General features: G+C 61.4%; 13 protein-coding genes. 7 read left to right on the top strand and 6 right to left on the bottom strand.

Translation table 11 applies throughout. The annotated features are described in order from the left end of the window. Positions 1–170: 170 nt before the first annotated feature. The 3 genes from V7E45_RS02525 (at position 171) to V7E45_RS02515 (ending at position 3,026) form a co-directional block, all read left to right on the top strand. The gene (locus V7E45_RS02525; protein ID WP_333772379.1) at positions 171–1,226 is read left to right on the top strand and encodes an HNH endonuclease; all 1,056 of its coding nucleotides are present in this window, start codon (positions 171–173) and stop codon (positions 1,224–1,226) included. Positions 1,227–1,521: 295 nt separating this feature from the next. Beyond that, the gene (locus V7E45_RS02520) at positions 1,522–2,091 is read left to right on the top strand and encodes a hypothetical protein (RefSeq protein ID WP_333772378.1); all 570 of its coding nucleotides are present in this window, start codon (positions 1,522–1,524) and stop codon (positions 2,089–2,091) included. Between the two features lie 401 nt (positions 2,092–2,492). Next, on the top strand, positions 2,493–3,026 hold the full coding sequence (locus V7E45_RS02515; RefSeq protein WP_333772377.1) for a hypothetical protein: 534 nt from the start codon (positions 2,493–2,495) through the stop codon (positions 3,024–3,026). Positions 3,027–3,666: 640 nt separating this feature from the next. Here V7E45_RS02515 and V7E45_RS02510 read toward each other — a convergent pair. Next, positions 3,667–3,972: a hypothetical protein gene (locus tag V7E45_RS02510; protein ID WP_333772376.1), complete on the bottom strand. Its 306-nt coding sequence runs from the start codon at positions 3,970–3,972 to the stop codon at positions 3,667–3,669. 283 nt (positions 3,973–4,255) lie between these two features. Here V7E45_RS02510 and V7E45_RS02505 point away from each other — a divergent pair, with 283 nt between their 5' ends. Continuing rightward, entirely contained in the window at positions 4,256–4,810 is a 555-nt protein-coding gene (locus V7E45_RS02505; RefSeq protein WP_333772375.1) for a hypothetical protein, read from the top strand. A 268-nt stretch (positions 4,811–5,078) separates the two neighbouring features. Here V7E45_RS02505 and V7E45_RS02500 read toward each other — a convergent pair whose 3' ends face one another. The 3 genes from V7E45_RS02500 to V7E45_RS02490 all read right to left on the bottom strand — a co-directional run bounded on the left by V7E45_RS02500 (position 5,079) and on the right by V7E45_RS02490 (position 8,118). Next, positions 5,079–6,092, bottom strand: coding sequence for an HNH endonuclease (locus V7E45_RS02500; protein WP_333772374.1), 1,014 nt, complete (start codon positions 6,090–6,092; stop codon positions 5,079–5,081). Further along, positions 6,089–6,745 (bottom strand): class I SAM-dependent methyltransferase, encoded by a 657-nt coding sequence (locus V7E45_RS02495; RefSeq protein ID WP_333772373.1) that lies wholly within the window; start codon positions 6,743–6,745, stop codon positions 6,089–6,091. Before V7E45_RS02495 ends, V7E45_RS02500 begins: the two co-directional genes overlap by 4 nt. Positions 6,746–6,900: 155 nt before the next feature. After that, positions 6,901–8,118: a DNA cytosine methyltransferase gene (locus V7E45_RS02490; RefSeq protein WP_333772372.1), complete on the bottom strand. Its 1,218-nt coding sequence runs from the start codon at positions 8,116–8,118 to the stop codon at positions 6,901–6,903. Between the two features lie 430 nt (positions 8,119–8,548). Between V7E45_RS02490 and V7E45_RS02485 the strand changes: the two genes are divergently transcribed. The 3 genes from V7E45_RS02485 to V7E45_RS02475 are packed head-to-tail and all read left to right on the top strand — an operon-like array spanning position 8,549 to position 16,859. Next, positions 8,549–10,381 carry a hypothetical protein gene (locus V7E45_RS02485; RefSeq protein ID WP_333772371.1) on the top strand — a complete coding sequence of 611 codons (1,833 nt, stop codon included), beginning with the start codon at positions 8,549–8,551 and terminating at the stop codon, positions 10,379–10,381. Further along, positions 10,381–11,814, top strand: a complete 1,434-nt coding sequence (locus V7E45_RS02480) for a hypothetical protein (protein WP_333772370.1) — start codon at positions 10,381–10,383, stop codon at positions 11,812–11,814. The genes V7E45_RS02485 and V7E45_RS02480 overlap by 1 nt, the downstream gene beginning before the upstream one ends. Further along, on the top strand, positions 11,811–16,859 hold the full coding sequence (locus tag V7E45_RS02475; RefSeq protein ID WP_333772369.1) for an FtsK/SpoIIIE domain-containing protein: 5,049 nt from the start codon (positions 11,811–11,813) through the stop codon (positions 16,857–16,859). The genes V7E45_RS02480 and V7E45_RS02475 overlap by 4 nt, the downstream gene beginning before the upstream one ends. Positions 16,860–17,516: 657 nt before the next feature. On the opposite strand, the gene V7E45_RS02470 is transcribed toward V7E45_RS02475, so the two are convergent. Together V7E45_RS02470 and V7E45_RS02465 are read right to left on the bottom strand one after the other, a co-directional pair. After that, the gene (locus V7E45_RS02470) at positions 17,517–18,701 is read right to left on the bottom strand and encodes a DUF262 domain-containing protein (protein WP_333772368.1); all 1,185 of its coding nucleotides are present in this window, start codon (positions 18,699–18,701) and stop codon (positions 17,517–17,519) included. A gap of 53 nt (positions 18,702–18,754) precedes the next feature. Continuing rightward, positions 18,755–19,387 carry a hypothetical protein gene (locus tag V7E45_RS02465; protein WP_333772367.1) on the bottom strand — a complete coding sequence of 211 codons (633 nt, stop codon included), beginning with the start codon at positions 19,385–19,387 and terminating at the stop codon, positions 18,755–18,757. Positions 19,388–19,501: the final 114 nt, after the last annotated feature.

The raw sequence follows: 19,501 nt of genomic DNA, 5'->3' as shown, positions 1-19,501 counted from the left end.
TTGCGAAGACCCCTGGGCCGTCTGGACCTGGGGTCTTTTGCTGCGTCGGGGGGGGAGGCGTGGAGTTGCGGCAGCTTCCCCGGGAGCGCACCACGACGGAGAGTCAACTAGGCCAAGTTCTAAGCCAGATGTAGGCCAAGACTGTCAGTGCCTACCCTTACGCTCCCGTCATGCGCAAAGGTGCGATCACCCTAGACGGTGTTCTCAAGGCCATCGCCGAGTACGACGAGTGGGGCCGTGACCGGTTCCTGGCCGAGTACGGGTACAAGCCAGCGACGGGGTACCTCCTGGTACACGAGGACCGGACGTACGACTCGAAGGCCATCGCCGGAGTGGCCCACAAGTTCGATCAAGGTCGAGCGCTGAGGCCGGATGAGTTGAGCGGGGGAAGGTCGCACGCCGCCAGGTGGCTCGCCCGGCTCGGCTTCGTGATCCGTTCGTCCCGAGATCCCGACTGGACGCGTGACGAGATCATCCTCGCCTGCGACTTGGCGATGGCCAACGACTGGAAGCGGCTGGAGTACAACGACCCGCGGGTGATCGAGCTGTCTGCACTGCTACAGACCATGCCGATCCATCCTGAAGAAGTACGTACCGAGCTGTTCCGGAATCCCAACGGCGTGGCTCGCAAGACCGTCGACATCACGTGCCGACACCCGGACTACCCCGGGAAGCCGACGAACGGCAACGCGCTCGATGTCGCAGTTCTGAACGACTTCCTTGCCCGGCCGGCCGAGATGACGAAGGTGGCTCAGCAGATCCGGGACGGCCTCACCGCAGGTGAATTCCAGGCCGTACCGCCAGGGGTCGAGGAGGAAGACGACTACAGCGCACCCGAGGGCAGGTTGTTGATACGCCGCCACAAGAGTCGTGAGCGGGACAAGGGGCTGCGCAGGAGGAAGATTGACGCCGTGCTGCGCCAGGGCCGCCGCCTCGCCTGTGAGGCATGCGGTTTCGACTTCGAGGCGACGTACGGCCCGCGGGGCACGGGATACATCGAGTGTCATCACGTCGTGCCCTTGCACGAGGCCGGCGAGGGGCGGACGAAGCTCAGTGATCTCGCGCTGATCTGTGCGAACTGTCACCGGATGATCCACCGCCGCGCGCCGTGGCCAACGCCTGACGAACTCCGGAACCTGATCGAGGAGACAAAGCGGGGTGAGGCACGGATTCCCTCGCAACACGCGCCCGAGCCCGTCACGGCTGAGGCCGCGGTAGTCCCGTAGGCAATCGGGCTATGCCTCAGCCATCAGGGTGCACCGCCGTTGCCTACAGACCTACCGACCAGAAGCTTCCCGTGCCACACCCGTGCCAGATCGTGCGGGGAAGCGCGGGGAATGGCGGGGAATCACTTCGCCGGCCAGCCCGGCTCTGGCGCAGCTTCACTGCAGGTCACCCCAGTAAGTCACCGGTAGATGACCGGAGCTTCCCAAGCTGAGGTCTCGTCCTGTCAGCCTTGCCAGACGAGCATCAGGTCATTCGCCCTGGCCCGCTACATGCTGGCCCGGCAGGATGCTGCCTATGAGCGCAGAGGTGACAGCGGCATGGATCGGCGGTCTAGCGGGGTTGGGGGGCGCCCTTGTTGGCGCTGGGAGTGCACTGCTGGGCGGCTGGCTCCAACAGCGGCATGCCGCCAAGACGGCCCGCAGAGAGCGGCAAGAGGGCTATTCCAGAGCCGCCCAGGAGACGACGCTCAGCGAGTTGCTGCAGCTGCAGCAAAGCGTGATGGACTTTCTGGGCGAGCATGAGCGAGCTACAGAGGGCGAGATTATCGAGTTGGTCAATCGCGTTGTCCGACACACACACGCCGCCAGAGCCTCAGGCATGCTGATTCTCGGTACTCCTGATTTGGTCCGAAGACTCGACGAGGTCTTTCGCTTGCTGGCTGCCTCGTCACAGATACACCAGGAACCAGATCAAAGGATTCCCAGGTTGATCGAGTTCTACCTGTCCGGATCCGAGGAGGGGTTGGCAATCCTTTCCGCCTTCATGCGAGGCGAGGATCTGCCTCCACCGATGCCGCAGTACCTGGAGTACCTAAACGCTCTCCGGCAGCGTTCCCGTGGGCTTCCGTCACATGGTGACGCTTGATCCGTCTCATCCTTTTTCCCATGTAAGCCACGGAGTGCGCGGAAGCCCCAAGTTGAGAGCGCGGATCGGTTTACCGTGATGTCCGCAGCGCCTTCACCAACCGGTGGCAAGCGTGGCTGCAGTGCACGTGCTTGCATCAAGGAAGCCTGCGTAAGCGAAGAATTCTTCTAGGAACGGTATGAGCACGTCCTCAACAGGCTATGAGGGCTTGACTCCCCTGAGACGGTCAGCAGCGTAACCGTGCTGGGGGCCGAATAGATGCGCTCCGCCCTGCGGAAGGACTCTGAGCCCGGCACATCGAGCCGTTCCCAGTTGAAGCTAACGCCCACAGGATCTACGGCACGTGGGGATATGCCAAAGCGCCAGTCCACCCGACGACGCGGTTCGAACCGCCTTGGCTGATGGAGGCCATGGAAGGCCGAGGTTCTGGAGAGGTGGTGCATGCGACGGACTACTGCAAGAACCTCTCGCAATGGCAGTGGGTCGTTCCTGCCTTCTGCTGCGATGCAGTTCAGGCGCCATTGCAGGTCAACCAGGCCGGTTGGGTGAACTTCGAGTTGGTGAATGAAGCGCTCTCCAGCTATGGCGTTCTCGCGGACTTCGATGCGTACGAGTTCATTGCCGGCGTAGTCGACGCATCTCTCGGCATCGCGAAAGATCAATGCGGCAACCGAATACGCTCGGGACGCTCGTTCGGTGATCGACAGTGGCAAGGCGGTTCTATTAGGGGCAATACCTACCCGGAGTCTGAAGCGATAGCCGTAGGCGTTCTGCATGCCGGAGCAGCGCTCAATGGACGTGTGGTCTGCCTTCAAAGAGGCTATGGCGGCCTGCGCGCGGTCGAGGAACCAGCCCGCGATTCGATCGCTCGCCTTGGTCGTAGCTGTGCTGATGGGATCGAAGCTCACCGCGCCGTCCAACGATTCGGACTGTAAGGAAGGATGATGCTACTCGCGGCAAGCCGGTTCGCCTGACCATGAGCCCAGGTGAGGGCGCACCGGGCAACCGTGAGCCGCCGTCTCAGTTTCCGTCTCATTCAGCGACGTTCATGGCCGTTCATCGGAACCAAGAAGCCGCCCCATCGCGGTGGCCAGCCGCGCATGAACTCAGGTGAACGCCCCTGCACGCATCTCCGCGCCCCACCACCACAGTTGGGAGGCGTGCGCCCGCCCGCGCCCACGCCCACGCGGGAGGGTTGCGCGGCCGGCGCTGGCAGGTCATCTCATGGCCATCGACGAAGCCCGGCCGTCGGTTAGGTCCCGGACGTGTCCCCGAGCCACCCCCAGACAGGCCGGGGATGAAACCCTTTCCTTCAGAGCTGGAACCCCCGGAAGCCGACCGCGCGCTTGAGACCATAGACGCGGGCACTGACAACGGACTCGTCGGCGATGGACCGTTGAGCGATGAGTGTCTAACTGCGTGACAACGCAGACGCACAACGGCGGACGTCCACAAACGTCTGCGGACCATCTGCGCAGGTGAAGGGCCCACAAACTCAAGGCGCACCTCCCAACCAAGTTGCTTCGGGACGAAGAGGTCGCACCGTTACGGCGTGGAGTTCGAGGCCGTGCCAGGTCATGCCGTCCATGGCCGAACGTCGCTGGATCGGTCATCAATCCGAGCCGACAGCACGGTGTGGCCTGTGTCCAGAAGGGCCGCGTTGGCGATCTTGAGGGCCTGCCGTTGTGCTGAACTCTCGTCATCGGCTTCCACAACCAGCCGGATCGTGTGAGTGCCTGTGTCAGCGCTGCGGGTCCAGAAGAGCTCGCCGTCCTTCTGCCTAGGGTCATAGCCGGCGAGAGCTGAGTTGAGTTCGCTGAGGTAGTCCTTCGTAGGTTCCTTATCGAAGTCGACTGGGAGCGTGACCAGGTAAGTGTTCATCAATCCAACTTACAGCGGCCGAGTGCACACCGTAGAAGATTCAGCGGCCGAAGGCCAAGCAAGCCTTAGCTCAACTCAGGCTGACGCTTGGCAGTTGCCGCTCATATGAGGGCACAGGCGCGCGCGGCCCGACCGTCCAGAGGGAGCGCTCAGGCTCTGAAATGGCAACCTCGCAGGCGACCGCAGGCCGTACACAGCTAAGGAGAGAACCGCCATCCCAACCGACCAGGCAGTATTCAGAAAGCCATAGTGTCCTTGCGCCAACCTAGGCATCATTCGCTCCATGGATCAAGGGCTAGCAGCCGTGCTGGGCGCTGGTGTAGGTGTGCTAGGGACTCTGGGCACGGCGCTGCTGGCGTACGGGGCCGCTCGACGCCAGGCAGTGGACCAAGGCAAGGTCGACCACGCTAAGGAGTTGCGAGCTGAGCGGCGGGAGACGTATCTGGCCTTCATCGAAGCCGCGGAGCCTCTTGACCTGGTCCTCCACACGATCGCCCACAAAGATGATCCACCCGCGCCGGAGGTGATACAGCCGCCGGATGAGCCCGTCCTGCGTAGATTGATCGACGATCTTGATTCGGGTGTGCATGCGCTCTACAAAGTTCAGGCGCGTGTCGATCTGGTTGGGCCTTCGGCTGTGGCAGGGGAAGCCGTCAACGTCTGGGGAGCTGCTCGAGACTTGCGGCACTTCCTGCAAGCGGTACTGCGCGGCGAGGTCTCACAATTCGACTATGACGCGGGTTTGGAGACTGCGATCGACGATGTTGAACGAACACGGGATGACTTCGCACGGGCTGCTAGAGACGTTATCGCCAGCCTAGATGGGCTGATTCGGTAGTGACCGATGGTCCGCCTGTGCAGGGGTGGCTCGAAGCCACGTCCTTACCCGGGTCTGCGCAGCAGCTGACATCCATGGCCGACATCAACGATGGCAGACAGCAGTGGAGAAGCACGTACGTGAGCGGCCACGTCGCGACCGGCCGATGCGGGGCCGCCGGGCCTAGTTCGCCGTTCGGAGCGAACTCCTGGAGCGATGCTCATCCGCCGCGATCACTTCTGAGCCGTGCGGGCCGTCCGTGATGGGCCCGGGCCTCCTTGAGTCGGACTCAGAATGCTGTCTGAACCGATCCCAAGAACTCGGTCCATGAGGGCACTTTCTGGCCGGGCAAGGCGTGTCTCAGGCTGAGTTGCAGTGTGCGGCGCAGGGGATGGGGGGACTGCAGGATTGCGTCATTCCGGGCCGCGAGGCGGGCGAGTTCGGCCCGGGTGGGCAGTCGGTCGCTCTTGGCTCCGTTGCAGGTTGCATGTGCGGGGGCAAGGTTCCACAGGGCGTCCAGATCTGGACCGTGCCAAGAGCCGACGCTGTCGAAGCGACGCATCAGGGAGAACGGGAAGACGTGGTCGACGGCTATGGCTTCCCCCGGGGCCAGAACATCGCCGCAGATCAGGCAGCGGCCGTGTTGAAAACCGACCGTGGCGTCAACGATGCCGGTCACCGAGCGGCGTCGGCGTTTGTCGGTGATCTTAAGGGTGTCCCAGTCGACCCTGACACCCTCCTCGACGAGGCTGCGCCCGACGCCGGCAGCGAAGGAGCTCTCCACGATGCTCCAGCGCGCACCCAACTCCGCGGCTAGGGTCAAGGCTTGCTCCGAGCCCGCCAGTCGCAGCAGGTCAGGAGTCAGGCGCACGACACGCTGCCGTCCCGTCCCTGCCAGCTCGTAGAAGGTGTGGGGCACTGCAGTTTCACCACGGAGATTGTGGAACTTTTGCATCACCATCATCGGCATGGATCGCACTGCGGCTGCCAGCAGACGCTCGGTGGGCCGGTCGGCCTGCAGCGTCGCGGCTCTCTCCTGCTCAGCGACGGTGAGGAAGTCTTTCTCGCCCAGCTCCACCGTCTGCGGCGCCTGTGGGTCCTGGACCAGATGCTGCACCAGGCCCAGGCTGTAGGCAGTGGCGAGTTCGGCAAGGGGGATCTCCTCTCGCCCGGTCCGCCCGAACTCCAGCAGGGCCTGCCCGAGAGCGAACTTATAGGTGCGCGAGTTGGCACCCATCAGCACTGCCAACCGCCACGACGCGCGCGCCGAGGAATCCTGGGCGTAGAACTCGCGCTCGCTCACTCGCCCCCCTTGCGCAGGGCAACCGTCTGCCACCACACCTCGGCACGGCCAAGCCGGTCCGCGCCCTCCTCCACCAGTCGCACCAACCGCAGCGCCGCCCGTTCCCCGTCCCGCACGACCTCCTCCGCGGGCACATCGAACATCACCCTGTCTGTCGGCGGGACTCCGCGCCGAAGCGAGACGACCAGTAGCCCCGCCGGAGCCAGCAGCGTGGCCAGCCGCTCCATCGCCTGCCCACGCTCGGTCAGCGCCAGGTGCATCCACACAGCCGACAGCAGCACCAGCTCAAAAGACCCTCGCAGGTGGGACAGCGCGGGCAGAGAGTCCTCGACCCAACGGACGTCCTCGCACGCGTTGAGGCTCTGCGCGACCGCCCGAAGCTCACGGACCGGCTCCGCCGCCACCACCTGGTAACCGCGCCGTGCGAGTGCCACGGCGTCCCGCCCACTGCCAGCACCTACGTCCAGCACCTTCGCCGGCGCCAGCGGAAGCAGATCCAACACCCCGCCATGCACTTCCTCGAAGGTGACGCTCCCGTACCTATGCCCCAGCAATTCGGCGCGCTGCGCGTAGTAAGGCTGGACGCCCGCAGCGGGCTCGCCTACCGCCGACGACTCACCGAAGTGAGGGAAGTTCTCGCCTGTACCAAACATGGCCTCAAGCTACGGGACCGCACCGACAACGGCCGACGCATGAGACGAAGGGTGGATGCGGAGTCATTCGGCACCCAGGCTGACGTGCCAGAACCGTGCCAGAAGGGCTATTCGCCGACCTTGATGCCCTCGGATGGGATCAGCCCGTTGCAGGCTCAGCAGGCGAGGTCGACAGCAGAGACTGCGAAGTCGTCCTCAAGCTGCTGGGACGCGTCTTCCTTCACCAGCAGTACCTCAGCGTCGAAGAGCCTGGAGGTCAGCGCCTCTGTCAGGGGCGGAGGTACGGCGTTGCCGATGATGACCTGAACCTCGGTGCGAGTTAGCTCGTAGCGAGGCTTAACTCTTTCATCGACGAACTTGAAATAGTCCGGGAAACCCTGGATACGCGCGGCCTCGTGGGCGGTCAGACACCGCGGTACTTCAGGGTGGACAAAGCGTCCGCGACCCATCGTAGCGAAACCGCTGGTAATAGTCTGAGCCGGACGGTCCCACCACAAGCGGCCATACATCGAGGTGTATTTATGCTCGCCCTGATGACACTCAGGGCGCTCTTCGTTCGGCAGGTTGTGCTCGTCATTCTCGAAAAGAAACTTCATACGCCGCTGGTTTTCAGGGTTGGGTACGGCAGCCTCATCGAAAAATGACTTCGGTCGGACGTCGAGCAGATCGCCGATCGCCCACCGCAGGTCAGGGGGTGTGGCTTTGTGGTCTTCAACTTGCAGCAGGTCGGCAGCGGAAAAGCCAAAAGGCAGCGCGTCTTCGCGGATGGCCAGCAGTATGTGGCGTTTGCGCGTTTGGGCGACCCCGAGCTTGAGTAGGTCGATACGACTGGTGGCAACGTCATATCCAAGCTTCTTAAGGTGCACGATAGCGCGGGAGACCACCTGCTGCTTGTCATTGACAACGGCCAGCACGTTCTCAATTACGACTGCGCGAGGGCGCAAAACCTCTGCGGCACGAGCCATACGCAGGTAAAGTCGGTTCTTGGGGTCATCGCGTCGAGTGTGATTATTGAGGTTACTGTGCCCCTGGCACGGCGGCCCGCCGATCAAGAGTCCGACCTCACCCACCGTGGAGAGCGTCGCAGTCTCCTGAGCGGTCAACGAGGCGCCGAGGTCACCGTCGAAGTAGGACTCAACGCTTCCTTCTGCGACGTTGGCCTTGGGAAAGTTGGCCTTGAAGACCTTGGTGGGGGCTGCCTCGAAGTCAACTGCGAGACGAACGTCAAGCGAGACGTCACGCTTGTTGGCTGCCTGGGCAATACCCAAGGTGAGGCCACCGCAGCCAGCGAAGAGGTCTACGACTCGCAGGGAGCCGACGCCCTCCTCAAACTTCGGCCGCCGCTTAGCCCGCAGGGGGTACTGCTTACCCACGTGTGCCCCCCATCTGCCCTTGCTTGTAGTACCGGCGGAACGAGCGGTCATCGTACTCGATCAAGGATGACCGCGCGCGGGCGACCGGTAGGTAAGTGTCGCCAGCCGTTCCGATCGCGACGCTTCTACGCCCCGCCTTCCGGCATCACAAGCACCCTGAACCATCTCGTCATCGGTTATCACCTGCGGCGCTGTTGCTACCGCGGCGTCGGCAAGGCCCACGTCCCGCCGGTCCTGAACGAAACCGCAGTCAGTGGCGAGTGCCTCAGCGCCAACCGCAGTGATCAGGGACCTCAAGGACCTCGACGTAGTCTCCGGCGGACTGACCAGGCGTACTTTGGCGCCCCGACCACGTATTTGATCTACCGTCAGCAACGCGGCCAGCTAGAATCCTCCAGCGCTCCCTGCCCGGTCGACGAAGGACAGCCGCATGCCGCTCGAGGTCAACAAACATGTCCAACGGATACGTAGTTACCAGCCGTTCGACGTCGACACCTCGGAGATGATCTACGAGCGGGCAGATCGTACGCAGTCACTGTTCCGCGTCGCGACGCTGGACTACCTGCTGAGCGCCATAGAGGAGCCGAGCATAAAGACCATCGTCCTCACCGGGGACGCTGGTCATGGCAAGACAAGCCTGTGTGCCAGCCTCCTGTTTGAGCTGTGGGTCGGCGGCGAGACGATCCCATCAGATGTCCGCAAAAGAGCGGTTTTCAACGAACTGACTGAGGCCGGCGACGCCAGCCGCTCCCTCGGCCAGACCCGTAGCGGGCGCCCGTTGTACATCCTGAGAGATCTCAGCGAGCTTGATGCGCAGGCCGGTGCCCAAAAGCTCGTCGAGCTACTCGACCCTCCGGATGAGGGCATCGCGATTGTCTGCGCGAACGAGGGCCAACTACGTGCATGTGTCGCCGAAGACGACAACCGCGACAACGACAGCACAGGGTGCACCAAGATCCTGGTGAGGACCCTCACCGACGGCATTGCTCGTGGGCAGGTCAGCAGCCCCGATGGCACAGTCATTGTCATAAACCTCAACTACCAGTCCGTGGCAGCCGAAGGGGGCAACGGTGGCTTCGTCCCTTGGGTGCTAAGGCAGTGGACGACCCCGCAATGGTCGCGGTGGAAGCCGTGTGAGACATGCGACGCACAGGATGTCTGCCCAATTCTGGCCAACCGGAACGAGCTGAACGATGCCGCCCACGGGCCCCAGCGCCGGGCTGCGATCCGAGACCTGTTCGCTGCGGCGGAACGCACCGGAGCCGTGGTCACAACCCGACAAGCGCTAGCAGTAACCAGCTACATGCTTACCGGTGGTCTGTCTTGTGAGAACGTCCACACCAAGTACCACTGGTCGCACTCGAACAAACTGTGGCAGGCGCCCCACCTGTACCACCAAGCGCTCTTCGGCGACAGGTTGACTCAGCAACAGCGTCACCGGGTGCCTGCCTTTTTCGCGCTGCGCAAGCTAGACCCGGGCAAGGTCTCTCGCCGCCAAGTCGACGACCGCCTTGACCCAGACACAGTCGGCCGCTTCCCTCCCGAGGACCCCAAGAGCTACCTGCAAAGGGCTCGTACGATCCGGGATGCACAGAGGCAGGCCGAACAGCTGCGAAGCTTGTACACGTTCCTGCGGCGGGCTGACTTCTTCAACAGCATAGACAACAAGGACCGGTTCGCCCGCATGGGCCTGCAGGCCGGCGACGACTTCGTCAGTATCCAGAACAAGAATGGGGACCCGACGGACACCACAGTACGAGACCGCTTCCTCAAGGGCTTGGAAGCCGTCCAGGGTATCCACCGGGCTGGGAGCAACCCGGACTTCCTCGTACTTGACCCGGCCTTCTTCGCCCATCGCGCCCGCGCCGCCGTGATCTCCCGACGAGTGTCCAGCAAGGGCGTTGAGGTGGTCGACCAGGTCACCCAGTGGCAGAAGGAAGGACGTACGGGCGATACCCCAGGGATGCGGAACGCTGTCGAGTGGCTCAACCGCTCCATCTACATCCGTATCCCAGCCGTCGACCCCGACCAGCCCGCAGTCTCGGTCGAAGTGGATCTTCTGCGCTTCGAGCTGCTGACGCGATGGGCCGCCGGCCTGCGTAGCGAGGTCCAGCACGAGGCCGAGATCCGTGGGCTGAGCGGATCCCTGGCAGAGCTGGCTGACTCGTTGAACAAGGACGACGAGATCCAGGTACTGGTGGGCAACGTCATGAGAAAGCTCATGATCGACGTCGGCGACAAGATCAGGTCGGTGCGGGCGTAATGGCTGATCGTTCCAAGGCAGAGGTCGTCCGTCGTCTATTCGGTGTGAATCTTGAACAGCAGGGCCGCGGCTTTTACGTCGCGCTTGAGATGCTCGCGATCGCCCGCGGCGTCTACTTGGCACATCAGAAGGACCCACAAAAACACGCAGGACTCCTGGACGACGGAGACAGAGTCGCCTACACGAGGACGTCACACGACTTGGCTCGGCGGATCGCGACCAGAGCCTCCATCGCTGAAGGCGACGAAGAACTCGGTAAAGCGGTTGAGCTGGACTCCCCCGAGACGTTGGAGACGCTCCATGCCCTGTTCTCGTCCCTTTTGGTCGAAATCCCGGGGCGCCGCAGTCAGCCCAGCTGGTTCGGGGCACACATCTATCCGTTCGTCGGCGAACTAATCCACTACGACGCAGTCGATCGACAGGTCAATCAACGCGGTGCCTCCCCCAAGAAACGTGAACAAGCGAGCAAGCTAACTGGCAAGGTCAAGGCTCCGAGCATCGAGCGCTATCTTTTCCGTGACGGTGGAGGCTGGGCCTACAAGGTCCTGCGCTGTGACCCTGATATTGGCCGCAAAGCGGCTACAAGACGGGGCCTGGACGACCTTGTTCGAGACAGCGGCACCCCGCTGGGCAATCTCGCCAAGGCTCTCAGCGCCCACGACTTCGACCACGACGAACAGCCCTACGAAGACGATTCAGAAAGAGATATTAACCTGTACGAAAACCTCAGCCCGTGGCCTGGCCTGCTGAGGAATGGGGCTCGTAACATCGTCGCCCGGACTACGACGCCAAGAGCCAAACGCACCGAGAGCCTCATGCATTGGGTCCCCTACTGCTTGGCCCGCCACCAGCTTCACCTCGCACGCAGAAAGCTGGGTTTCACCGAGGGCGAGTCGATTTTGATGGACTTCGGCAACGAGGCGACCCCGCTGCGCAGCGAGTCGCAGAACAATCTCACCAGCTTCCGCCACGACATCGGCAATGCGATCAACATACAGGCCCGAGAAATGATCAACGAGGCCGAAGGCGACGAGGCTAAGAAAAACCGCTACCAGCGATTCACCAAGGAGACGGACAGCGCAGTCGCATCGCCCCGAGCATTCTTCAGCGAGACCCTCGCCGCTGTGGGAGCCCTGAACGCAACGGTCGGGCGTCGACACTTCACCATGAAACCCCCCATGCTTGAGGCTTTGGCATCAGCCACTGTCTCGCAGGGCACGGAGGTAGAGTTCGACCACTTCTGTGCCCTGCTGTACAAGAACTACGGCCTAGTGGCGGAGAACAAGGTCGCGTCCGCGAGCCCGCTGGCCCATGAGATCGATTCATCAGTCCTTGCTCGCAACGGCAAGGCGTTCCGAGAGAAGCTGGCCGCCATCGGTCTGCTCACTCAGTATTCAGACTCAACCAGCATGGTTCGAGGGGAGCCCCGGTGACCGACAGCAGTATCCGAGCGCTCGGCCGGTTCGTCGCCGATGAAGCACTGCGCAAGGTCGCTGAATCCAACGGGACCGGTGTCGGCCTGCGTGTCAGCGGGTTCGATCAGCCGACCGTAGCCGAGGCCCTTCGTCACACGGCTCAGAAACTATCGGAGTCCCCAGAACTTCAGGTTGTCGTCAAGGTCGGCACCTCGGAACAGATAGACGGCGTACCTGGTGAGTTCCTGCTAAATCGGGGGGACCAGCTGACCAAATGGCGGAATTCTGTGCAAGGCACGGCGGTGTTGCTGTTCGAGTGGGGGCAGTCTCCGGACGAACAAGGCCTGGCGGCCATGAACGCTCTTGACGATGCCGCGATCCTGGGCGACCACCATGACACCTCAGGCGAACACGGGTTCGGCAGATTCATGGCCGACGCATGGCGCGAGGCGGGTGGCAGCGGCACCGTTCCAGCCCCTATGGCCGAATCCCTGCCCGACATCTGGCGTGCCGTCACCGATGAAGATTCCCGTTCCTTGCACCGCTGGGCAGCTTTCCTGGTCGAGACGGCACAGAAGGTCGTAGCCACTCGGGTCCACACACCTGACGTCGTCTGTGTCGAGATTTCTGCAGCCTTGCCCGCTCTTGGTCTCTTCCCGGACCGAAGCCTCTTCTTCAAGCCTGCCGCACTGCCTGCCCGGATCAAGAAAAACGTCTGCGTCAGTGCTTTCAAGCAACCCAGCGGCAAGGAAATCACCGCGGAAGACCTGATAGACCGCATCGCAGCGGCTGAGTTCACTGAGGAATCCCTGGCTCACATCGGAGCAGATTCAGAAACTGTTAAAGCCCGCATGCGCAACCTCGTGCTCAACCTCAACCGCAGTGGGCCTGACCTGCAGGATCGTCGTCAGCTGCGTTATGGGCACGACCTGGCCCTCTGGCTCGAGGTCTTCGAGCAGAAGTCCAAGAAGATCGGCCTTGGGCAGCAGGTCAGGCAAGAAATCGAGAAGAAGGCCGCAGGTCGGATCGACGACTTCGACGCCATGATGATCGAAGAGGGGCTTGACCGCGGAGACCAGGAATCCGCACAGCGCTTCCTTGACGAGGCTCCCATCGGTGGCGCTGATGCGCTGGCCGACCTGCTGTCCAAGCGTTCGCGCCGCAAAGTTGAGAAGCTTGCCTTCCCGGACTCTCAGTTCGTCCAAGACCCACTGCGTGCTCTGCTGCGCGAGCTGACCTACTTCTCCGACGAAGAGGAAGGCACCGTCGTCGTCGGGCTTGAAGGCAACCAGGAAGCCGGGCGGTGGAGCCGCTGGTTGTTCGCTTTCCTGTACGCACGCACCCTGCATGACATCCAGGACTCCACCGGGCTTCGGCTGACTCTGGAGGTGAAAGGCTGCCTGCTGGACGTGACGAAGCCGGCCGTGCCGGAGGCCCACGAAACCCAAGAGCCGTTCGACGTGAACACCGAGTGGGCACCTTTGCGCTTCCTGGTCGAGATGGACGGCGCCGCCCAGCGTCGTTTTCGCTGGGACCCTTTGGGTATCCCCGGGCAGATAGCCCTGGCAGCCCTCATCGACAGCTGGCGAAACCCCCCAGACTATACCAGCGATCTGACCTTCGACACCTTCCTCGAGAAGTTCAACGACCCTCGGCAATGGCAGGTCGACGAGCCGGCACCTGTCCCTGGGTCTCATTTCGCTGGCCAACTGGAACGTCTCAAGCGGAGACACTTCGAGCGGCTCTCCGAAGGGCTCGAGGCCGGGAACATCAACGATTATGTACGCGAGTGGGAAGGCATCCTCCGCGAAGCTCGCACCGTCCTGGTGCCCAACAACGCTCCGGACGAAGACCTTAAGGCCGTCGTCCTGACCGACGTCATCGGGCTAGCCGATCACCGCATGATGATGCTGGCCACCCACCCGCTGAAGCTGCGATGGTTGGCGCGGAACTACACAGAGACCGCCCGCAGCATTGAGATCGCTCTGGACAAAGATGGAGGTTTGAGCCTCAACCAGGAGAACGAGGATCTCTTCTTCGACGCTATCGACCGCATCTCCCCGCACGGAACACCGGCGGTCCTCGTCGGGCCGAACGGCACGGTCGCCATTCCGATGCGGGAGTCGGCCGGACACGAAGAGTACGCACCGGTCCGCCATGGCGGCAACGAGTCTAAGGAATGGCTCTCCAGCGTCGACGAGACCGCGATCGATGAGATGGTCCGCGTCATCACCGACTACCTGACGACCTACCCCCACAAGCTCGACGGCCTCCGCGTCTTGCTTCTGGACCGCAACGGCGATCCCGTCCTGCCAATGCGCGTGGCCAAGCAAGTACGAGCCAAGAACCCTCGTCTGAAGGTTGATCTGATCGTGCTGGCCCCACAGGCCACCCATCACGAGATCATCCAGGGATTTGACCTGCAGTTCTCCGGCGCGGAGATGTCCGCGGACAGCTTCCTGCCCGACGTTCAACTCATCCTGCAGGCATGGGAACCCGACCAGAAAGTAGAACTGTCTGGGCTGGTAGACACTGTAGACCTCGTCCTCGCTCCGGCACTGTTCGGCACCCAGACCAGCATCAAGGAGAGCACCAAGAAGGAATCCATGTCGGGCTTTTTCAACCCCTGGAAGCACCCGGCCTCACATAATCTGGCTCAGACCAGCGAGAATGTCGTGAGAGCGTTGTTGCCCGAAACCGCCGACGAGGCCCTTGAGTCGTGGTCCACCTTGTGCGTGCGCTATGACCGCCATTCCCCGGTCTCCCGAGAGAGTGTCGACGGCATCGACTACTTCGAGATGCAGGTGCAGTTCGACCAGCATCAAGACTTGTTCGCCGATCTGCACCGCGTAGCCCACTGGGTCGTCACCCTCGACAGCTTCATCGGTCGTGAGCAGATCGATGCACTGCGCAACCGCCCTGACGTCATTCTCGTCAAGCCGCATGTCGGCAAGAACGAGTCGTACACCCTCATTGTCAGCTCCCAGACCGGCCGGCAGTTCGTCGTCCAGCGACTGCGACGCCGCTTGGAGCAGATCGGTGTCGTCACCCCGCAGGACTCCGAAGGCACCGCCAAGCGGATTTACGAGGTCGGCCGCAACGTGGCTCCTGGCGCCGTGCTGCGCTCCCTCGGTATCGGCACCACAGTCAACGAAGTCGTAGGCCTGGTCGCCACACGGTTTGTCATCGACCAGCAGTTTCCCGTCTCTCGGCAGGGCACGAGCCTGGTCACCTGGATCAGCTTCGACGAGCACCATCGCTGGTTCGGTCGCGGACATAAAACCCGGGCCGATCTGGGCCGGTTCGTACTGACCGTCCAGGACGACGGCACGGTTCGCCTGGATGTCCTGGTCGCCGAGTCCAAGTTCCGCCAGACCTTCGATGTCGGTTCGGCTGAGGAACAGCTCAACCGCACCACCGAACTGTGCAAGGACGCTTTCCGCTCGGACGGCGAGGCTCGCCACGATCGTCCCTTCTGGCTGGACGAGCTTGCCGCTGCAATCGCTCAGACCAGTGAAAACGCCCTAGACGCGGCAGACCTTCCAGCTCGCACCTTGATCGGCAATGACGATCACCGTCAGGTTGAAGCGAAGGTCCTTGATGCCCTGCGCTCCGAGGAGGTCCAGCTCGGTCAAGTCACCGGCATTGCCGTGGTCGTCTCAGCCGAGGACGACCAGTCAGCACCGGCGGTCAGGAGCCTCGGCCAGCACATCCTGGTAAGGCTGAACAAGCGCGAACTGCTAAACGTCATCGGCGCTCTGCGCGCCAACCAGGACCCCACCAACGCCGACCCCCTTGTTGTATCTGAGGACCACAGTGGGACCGTGACGATCCCCGATACTGGCGTCGAGACCGCCTCAGCAGGAATTGCTGGCGACCTGCCTGCTCCGGAAGCACCAGCGGCGCCCGTCAAGGTTGTCGAAGCAACTGCTCTAGCCACCATGCCGAGCACGGTAGTTGTGCATCCCTCTGCCACAGAGGTAGATCCTGTCTCTCTGAAGGCTCATCGCGGTGGGCTCTCCGAGGAGGAACTGAGGCTTCGATACAATAGGATTGTCGACGTCTTCGCTCGCCACAAGGTCGTGGTGACCGCCCCTGAGGTGGGCAAGTGGCAGGAGGGACCCGGCTTCTACATCTTCCGGTTCATCCCCAATCCTGGGGTTACCGTGGACAAGCTGACTAACCGACGCGACGAGATCTTCCTAGCCCTGGCACTACCCTCCGGATTCAGCATTCGAACCCGCAGCGACCGCGGCTCCGTGCTCTTCGAGATCCCTAAGATCGACGACGAGAAATACGGGGTCGACGCCAAGGCGCTATGGCAGCAATGCCCGGCCGATCCCGAGAGCCTCATCGCCCCCCTTGGCGCCGACATCGAAGGCAACCCGGTCACCATCGACCTGTCCTCCGCGGACTCCCCGCACTTGCTGGTGGCCGGCACTACCGGATCAGGAAAGTCCGTCGCCCTGGACACAATCCTCAAGGGCTTGGTCCGGTATGACAAAAGCGCCCTGCGGCTCCGCCTCGTCGATCCCAAGGGCACCGAGCTTGTGGACTTCGAGGACGACCCTCACCTTGATGGCACGATCGGTATGGATGCCGCCGACGCCATCGAGATTCTTGAGGAAACTGTCGAAGAGATGGCCGTGCGATACAAGGACATGAAGGCGATCCGCACCCGCAAGCTCGTCGAGTACAACGCCAAGGTCGAGAAAGCAGACCGAAAGCCATGGATTGTCATCGTCCTGGACGAGTACGCCGACCTCACCAGCGATCCCGAAGAGAAGAAGAGAATCGAAGCGCTACTCAAGCGCCTGACGCAGAAGGCACGCGCTGCTGGCATCCACGTCATCGCTGCCACGCAGCGTCCGAGCGCGGACGTTATCTCGACAACCATCCGATCCAACTTCCCCGCCCAGCTCGCCCTGAGGGTAAAGACCGCGACTGACAGCCGCATCATTTTGGACGAGACCGGCGCAGAGGCTCTGGCCGGGCAGGGTGACGCTTTCCTGCACACGGCCAAGGGCACCATACGAATGCAAGTTGCCTACGACGGAAGCTAGCCGGGCAAGCCGCATGCCACATGCTGTCGCACCCTGTTCGTGGGGCTGAGTTGAGGCGCGCCAAGCTTGCATATTGTCGGGGAGCAGCAGCTCGTGAGTGTCTAACTGCGTGACAACGCCAGCGAACAACGCAGACGAGTGCGAACGTCTACGGACCATTAGTGCAGGTGAGAGCCACACCGCCCAAGGCAGCCCCCTCACCCAAGTTGCATCGGAACGAAGGGGTCATGCCGCTAACGTACGCAGCTGTACGAGCGACGACCGCTCGGCTTGTGCAGAGTGCATTCAGCCCATGAGGTCAGTCGGCCTCGTGCTCTCGAAGCGGCAGGGCGATGGCCGGCGGCACTGACGATCGCTATGGAAGTAGTGCGGACAGCATGTCTGGTGGCGTTGGGCAGACCGGCCCGATGAGCCCTTGGAAGCCTGCCCGGTGCCGGATCTGCTCCGCTAATATCAACAACCCCAGACGATGGCAACACGCGTCAGCCGGGGACGGCGCCAGCGCACGAGGCGAGGCCCGACTAGGCCGAGATTAGATCGAACTCCTAATGCGGTGGCCTAGTGACTGAGCCGCGGCCAGCAGCTGCGGCTATATCCGGGCTCGTCGACGGGTGTACAGCGGTCACCAAAAACATGACTGATCCCCCTCTTCCCTGTTTACTCTCGCGCGTCATCCAGGGATGAGGCATCTTCGCCGTCCCTACTGGCTGCCGAGGCGTACAGGTCTTCGATCGTCGCGAGTCGAGATACGGGACTAGCCTCGCCTTCTTCCAGCTCATCGGTCAGCTCGGGTCCCCATAGCACGCTCTGAAGAGCCATGACCCTCTTACGCCGGCTTGCAAGGTCGCTGGAGTTCCGAACCCCGCTTTCATAAACTCGGGCAGCCAGACTTACCGACGGATCAGCTGACACGCCAACCGGAAGTCGGACCAACTGATTCACAGACTCCGAGAAATCGATAAGCTTGTCACGGAAGGCAGCTCTGCTAGCAGAGTTTAGAGGCAGTTCATCTACGTGCGAAGAAAGCGCAAGGAAGAGCGAATAGAAGTCGACCTTTTTGGACCATCGCCACTTGTTGGGCCATTCGAGAATGTGCGTCAACTCTCCAAGAACTTTAGCAAAGACGTCTTCCACCTTCGCTCGATCCGGGAAATCCGTTTCGAACGCACTGTAAAATTTATCCAGGCTCGCTTTCTTGTTTTGCGGACCAAACAATGCGGCTACGACTAGCTCACCGACATATTCGATATCCAGCATCCTGCGGAAATCATTTGCCGTGAACAACTTCGAGGTGACCCAGAATTCGTCTTGGCTAAGCTTATTTACGCATGTGATGAACTCACCCCAGTAAGTCGCTTGACGCAACTCTTGACCATTTAGCGCTACATTATTCCTGTTGAGGCGACCGAAAATGTCTCGGATTTCATCTTCTTCCATGATGGGCAGAGACCTGACGACGAAACGGTACTGCCAAATTCGCCGCTTCAGATCATCGCCGAGATCCGAAAAGGCTAGACCGCTGTAATCCCCGGCATCATCTGTGAGCGCATACGACCCATCCACAAACTCCATGCATGCGCGAATCCTTTGCTGCCCGTCCACGACTGTGTGCACTTCATCCCCTTCAGCCGTAGTGGAAGACTGCAGATACAGTTCAGGGACAGGATAACCGCGAAGGATCGTATCGATAAGGTAAGACTTCTGAGAAACTTGCCAGACCGGGTTCCTCTGAAAGGGTGGGCTCAGTTCCAACTCCCCCGCGTTCAGCCTCTTCCAAAACCATGCGATCGTCTGATGCGTGGCTTCCGCAAAGCGCTGATTGGCAGGTGTTTCATAGCTCAACGAACCGCTCCTTTGAATTATCTCGTATACTCTGCTCGACGGTTTCCGCGTGCCTAGCCTTCGCTATCTGGCATCGTCAACTCAAAGCGCAAATCCCTGACGCATTTAACCTGATAATAACGCAAGGATTCGAAGTCTCGATAGATTCGCGCCTTTACTTCTCTTCCTTGAGTTGGCTCTTTGAGAGAAGCTCTCGCTAGCGCAGACGTCCACTGGGCGCCGAATGGAACCTTAGACAGTAGCTGATCTGCCGCAATTGTACCGTCAAAAATCAGATTTTTATGATGCCATTTGAACATGCTCTTCTCGAACTTGGTCAGCGCTAGGCTTTGCGAGGGAGTCAATGTTCTAAGCCACCTCCAACTTTCATCAAAGTGGCGGGAGCTGATTATGGCAATGTCAATGTCAGATCCCCCATGAAAGTGAGAGAAATTCTTCTTCGGTGAAAGACTGACGCCCACACAGGCACTTCCGACCACAACGATTGAAAACGGATCGACGTCAAGGTCACGTCCCAGCTCGATTTTCCACTCGACGTACTGACGACGGTTTCTAAATATCCATGGCACACGATCGATGACGTAGTGGTTGACGAACTCTCCAGGGGAGAGCGACACCAACTCTCGCTGGATTAGCGCGCCATCGACCCGGCTTGAGCCGTCTGTCCGCTCTGCTTCGATAACCACAGGGTGATTCTGACAGCTGCTGGGTTCAATGTCAGTCAGTTCACAACCCTTCCCTTCTTACATGCGTGCGCGCACTTGATCAATTAGAATAAATGCAATATAACGGTCAATTCA

Origin of the sequence: Streptomyces sp. IBSBF 3136, from assembly GCF_036815105.1 — a bacterium.
Classification (GTDB): domain Bacteria; phylum Actinomycetota; class Actinomycetes; order Streptomycetales; family Streptomycetaceae; genus Streptomyces.
The sequence above is the reverse complement of the archived record's forward strand: the minus strand, read 5'-3'. Positions and strand labels throughout refer to the sequence as shown.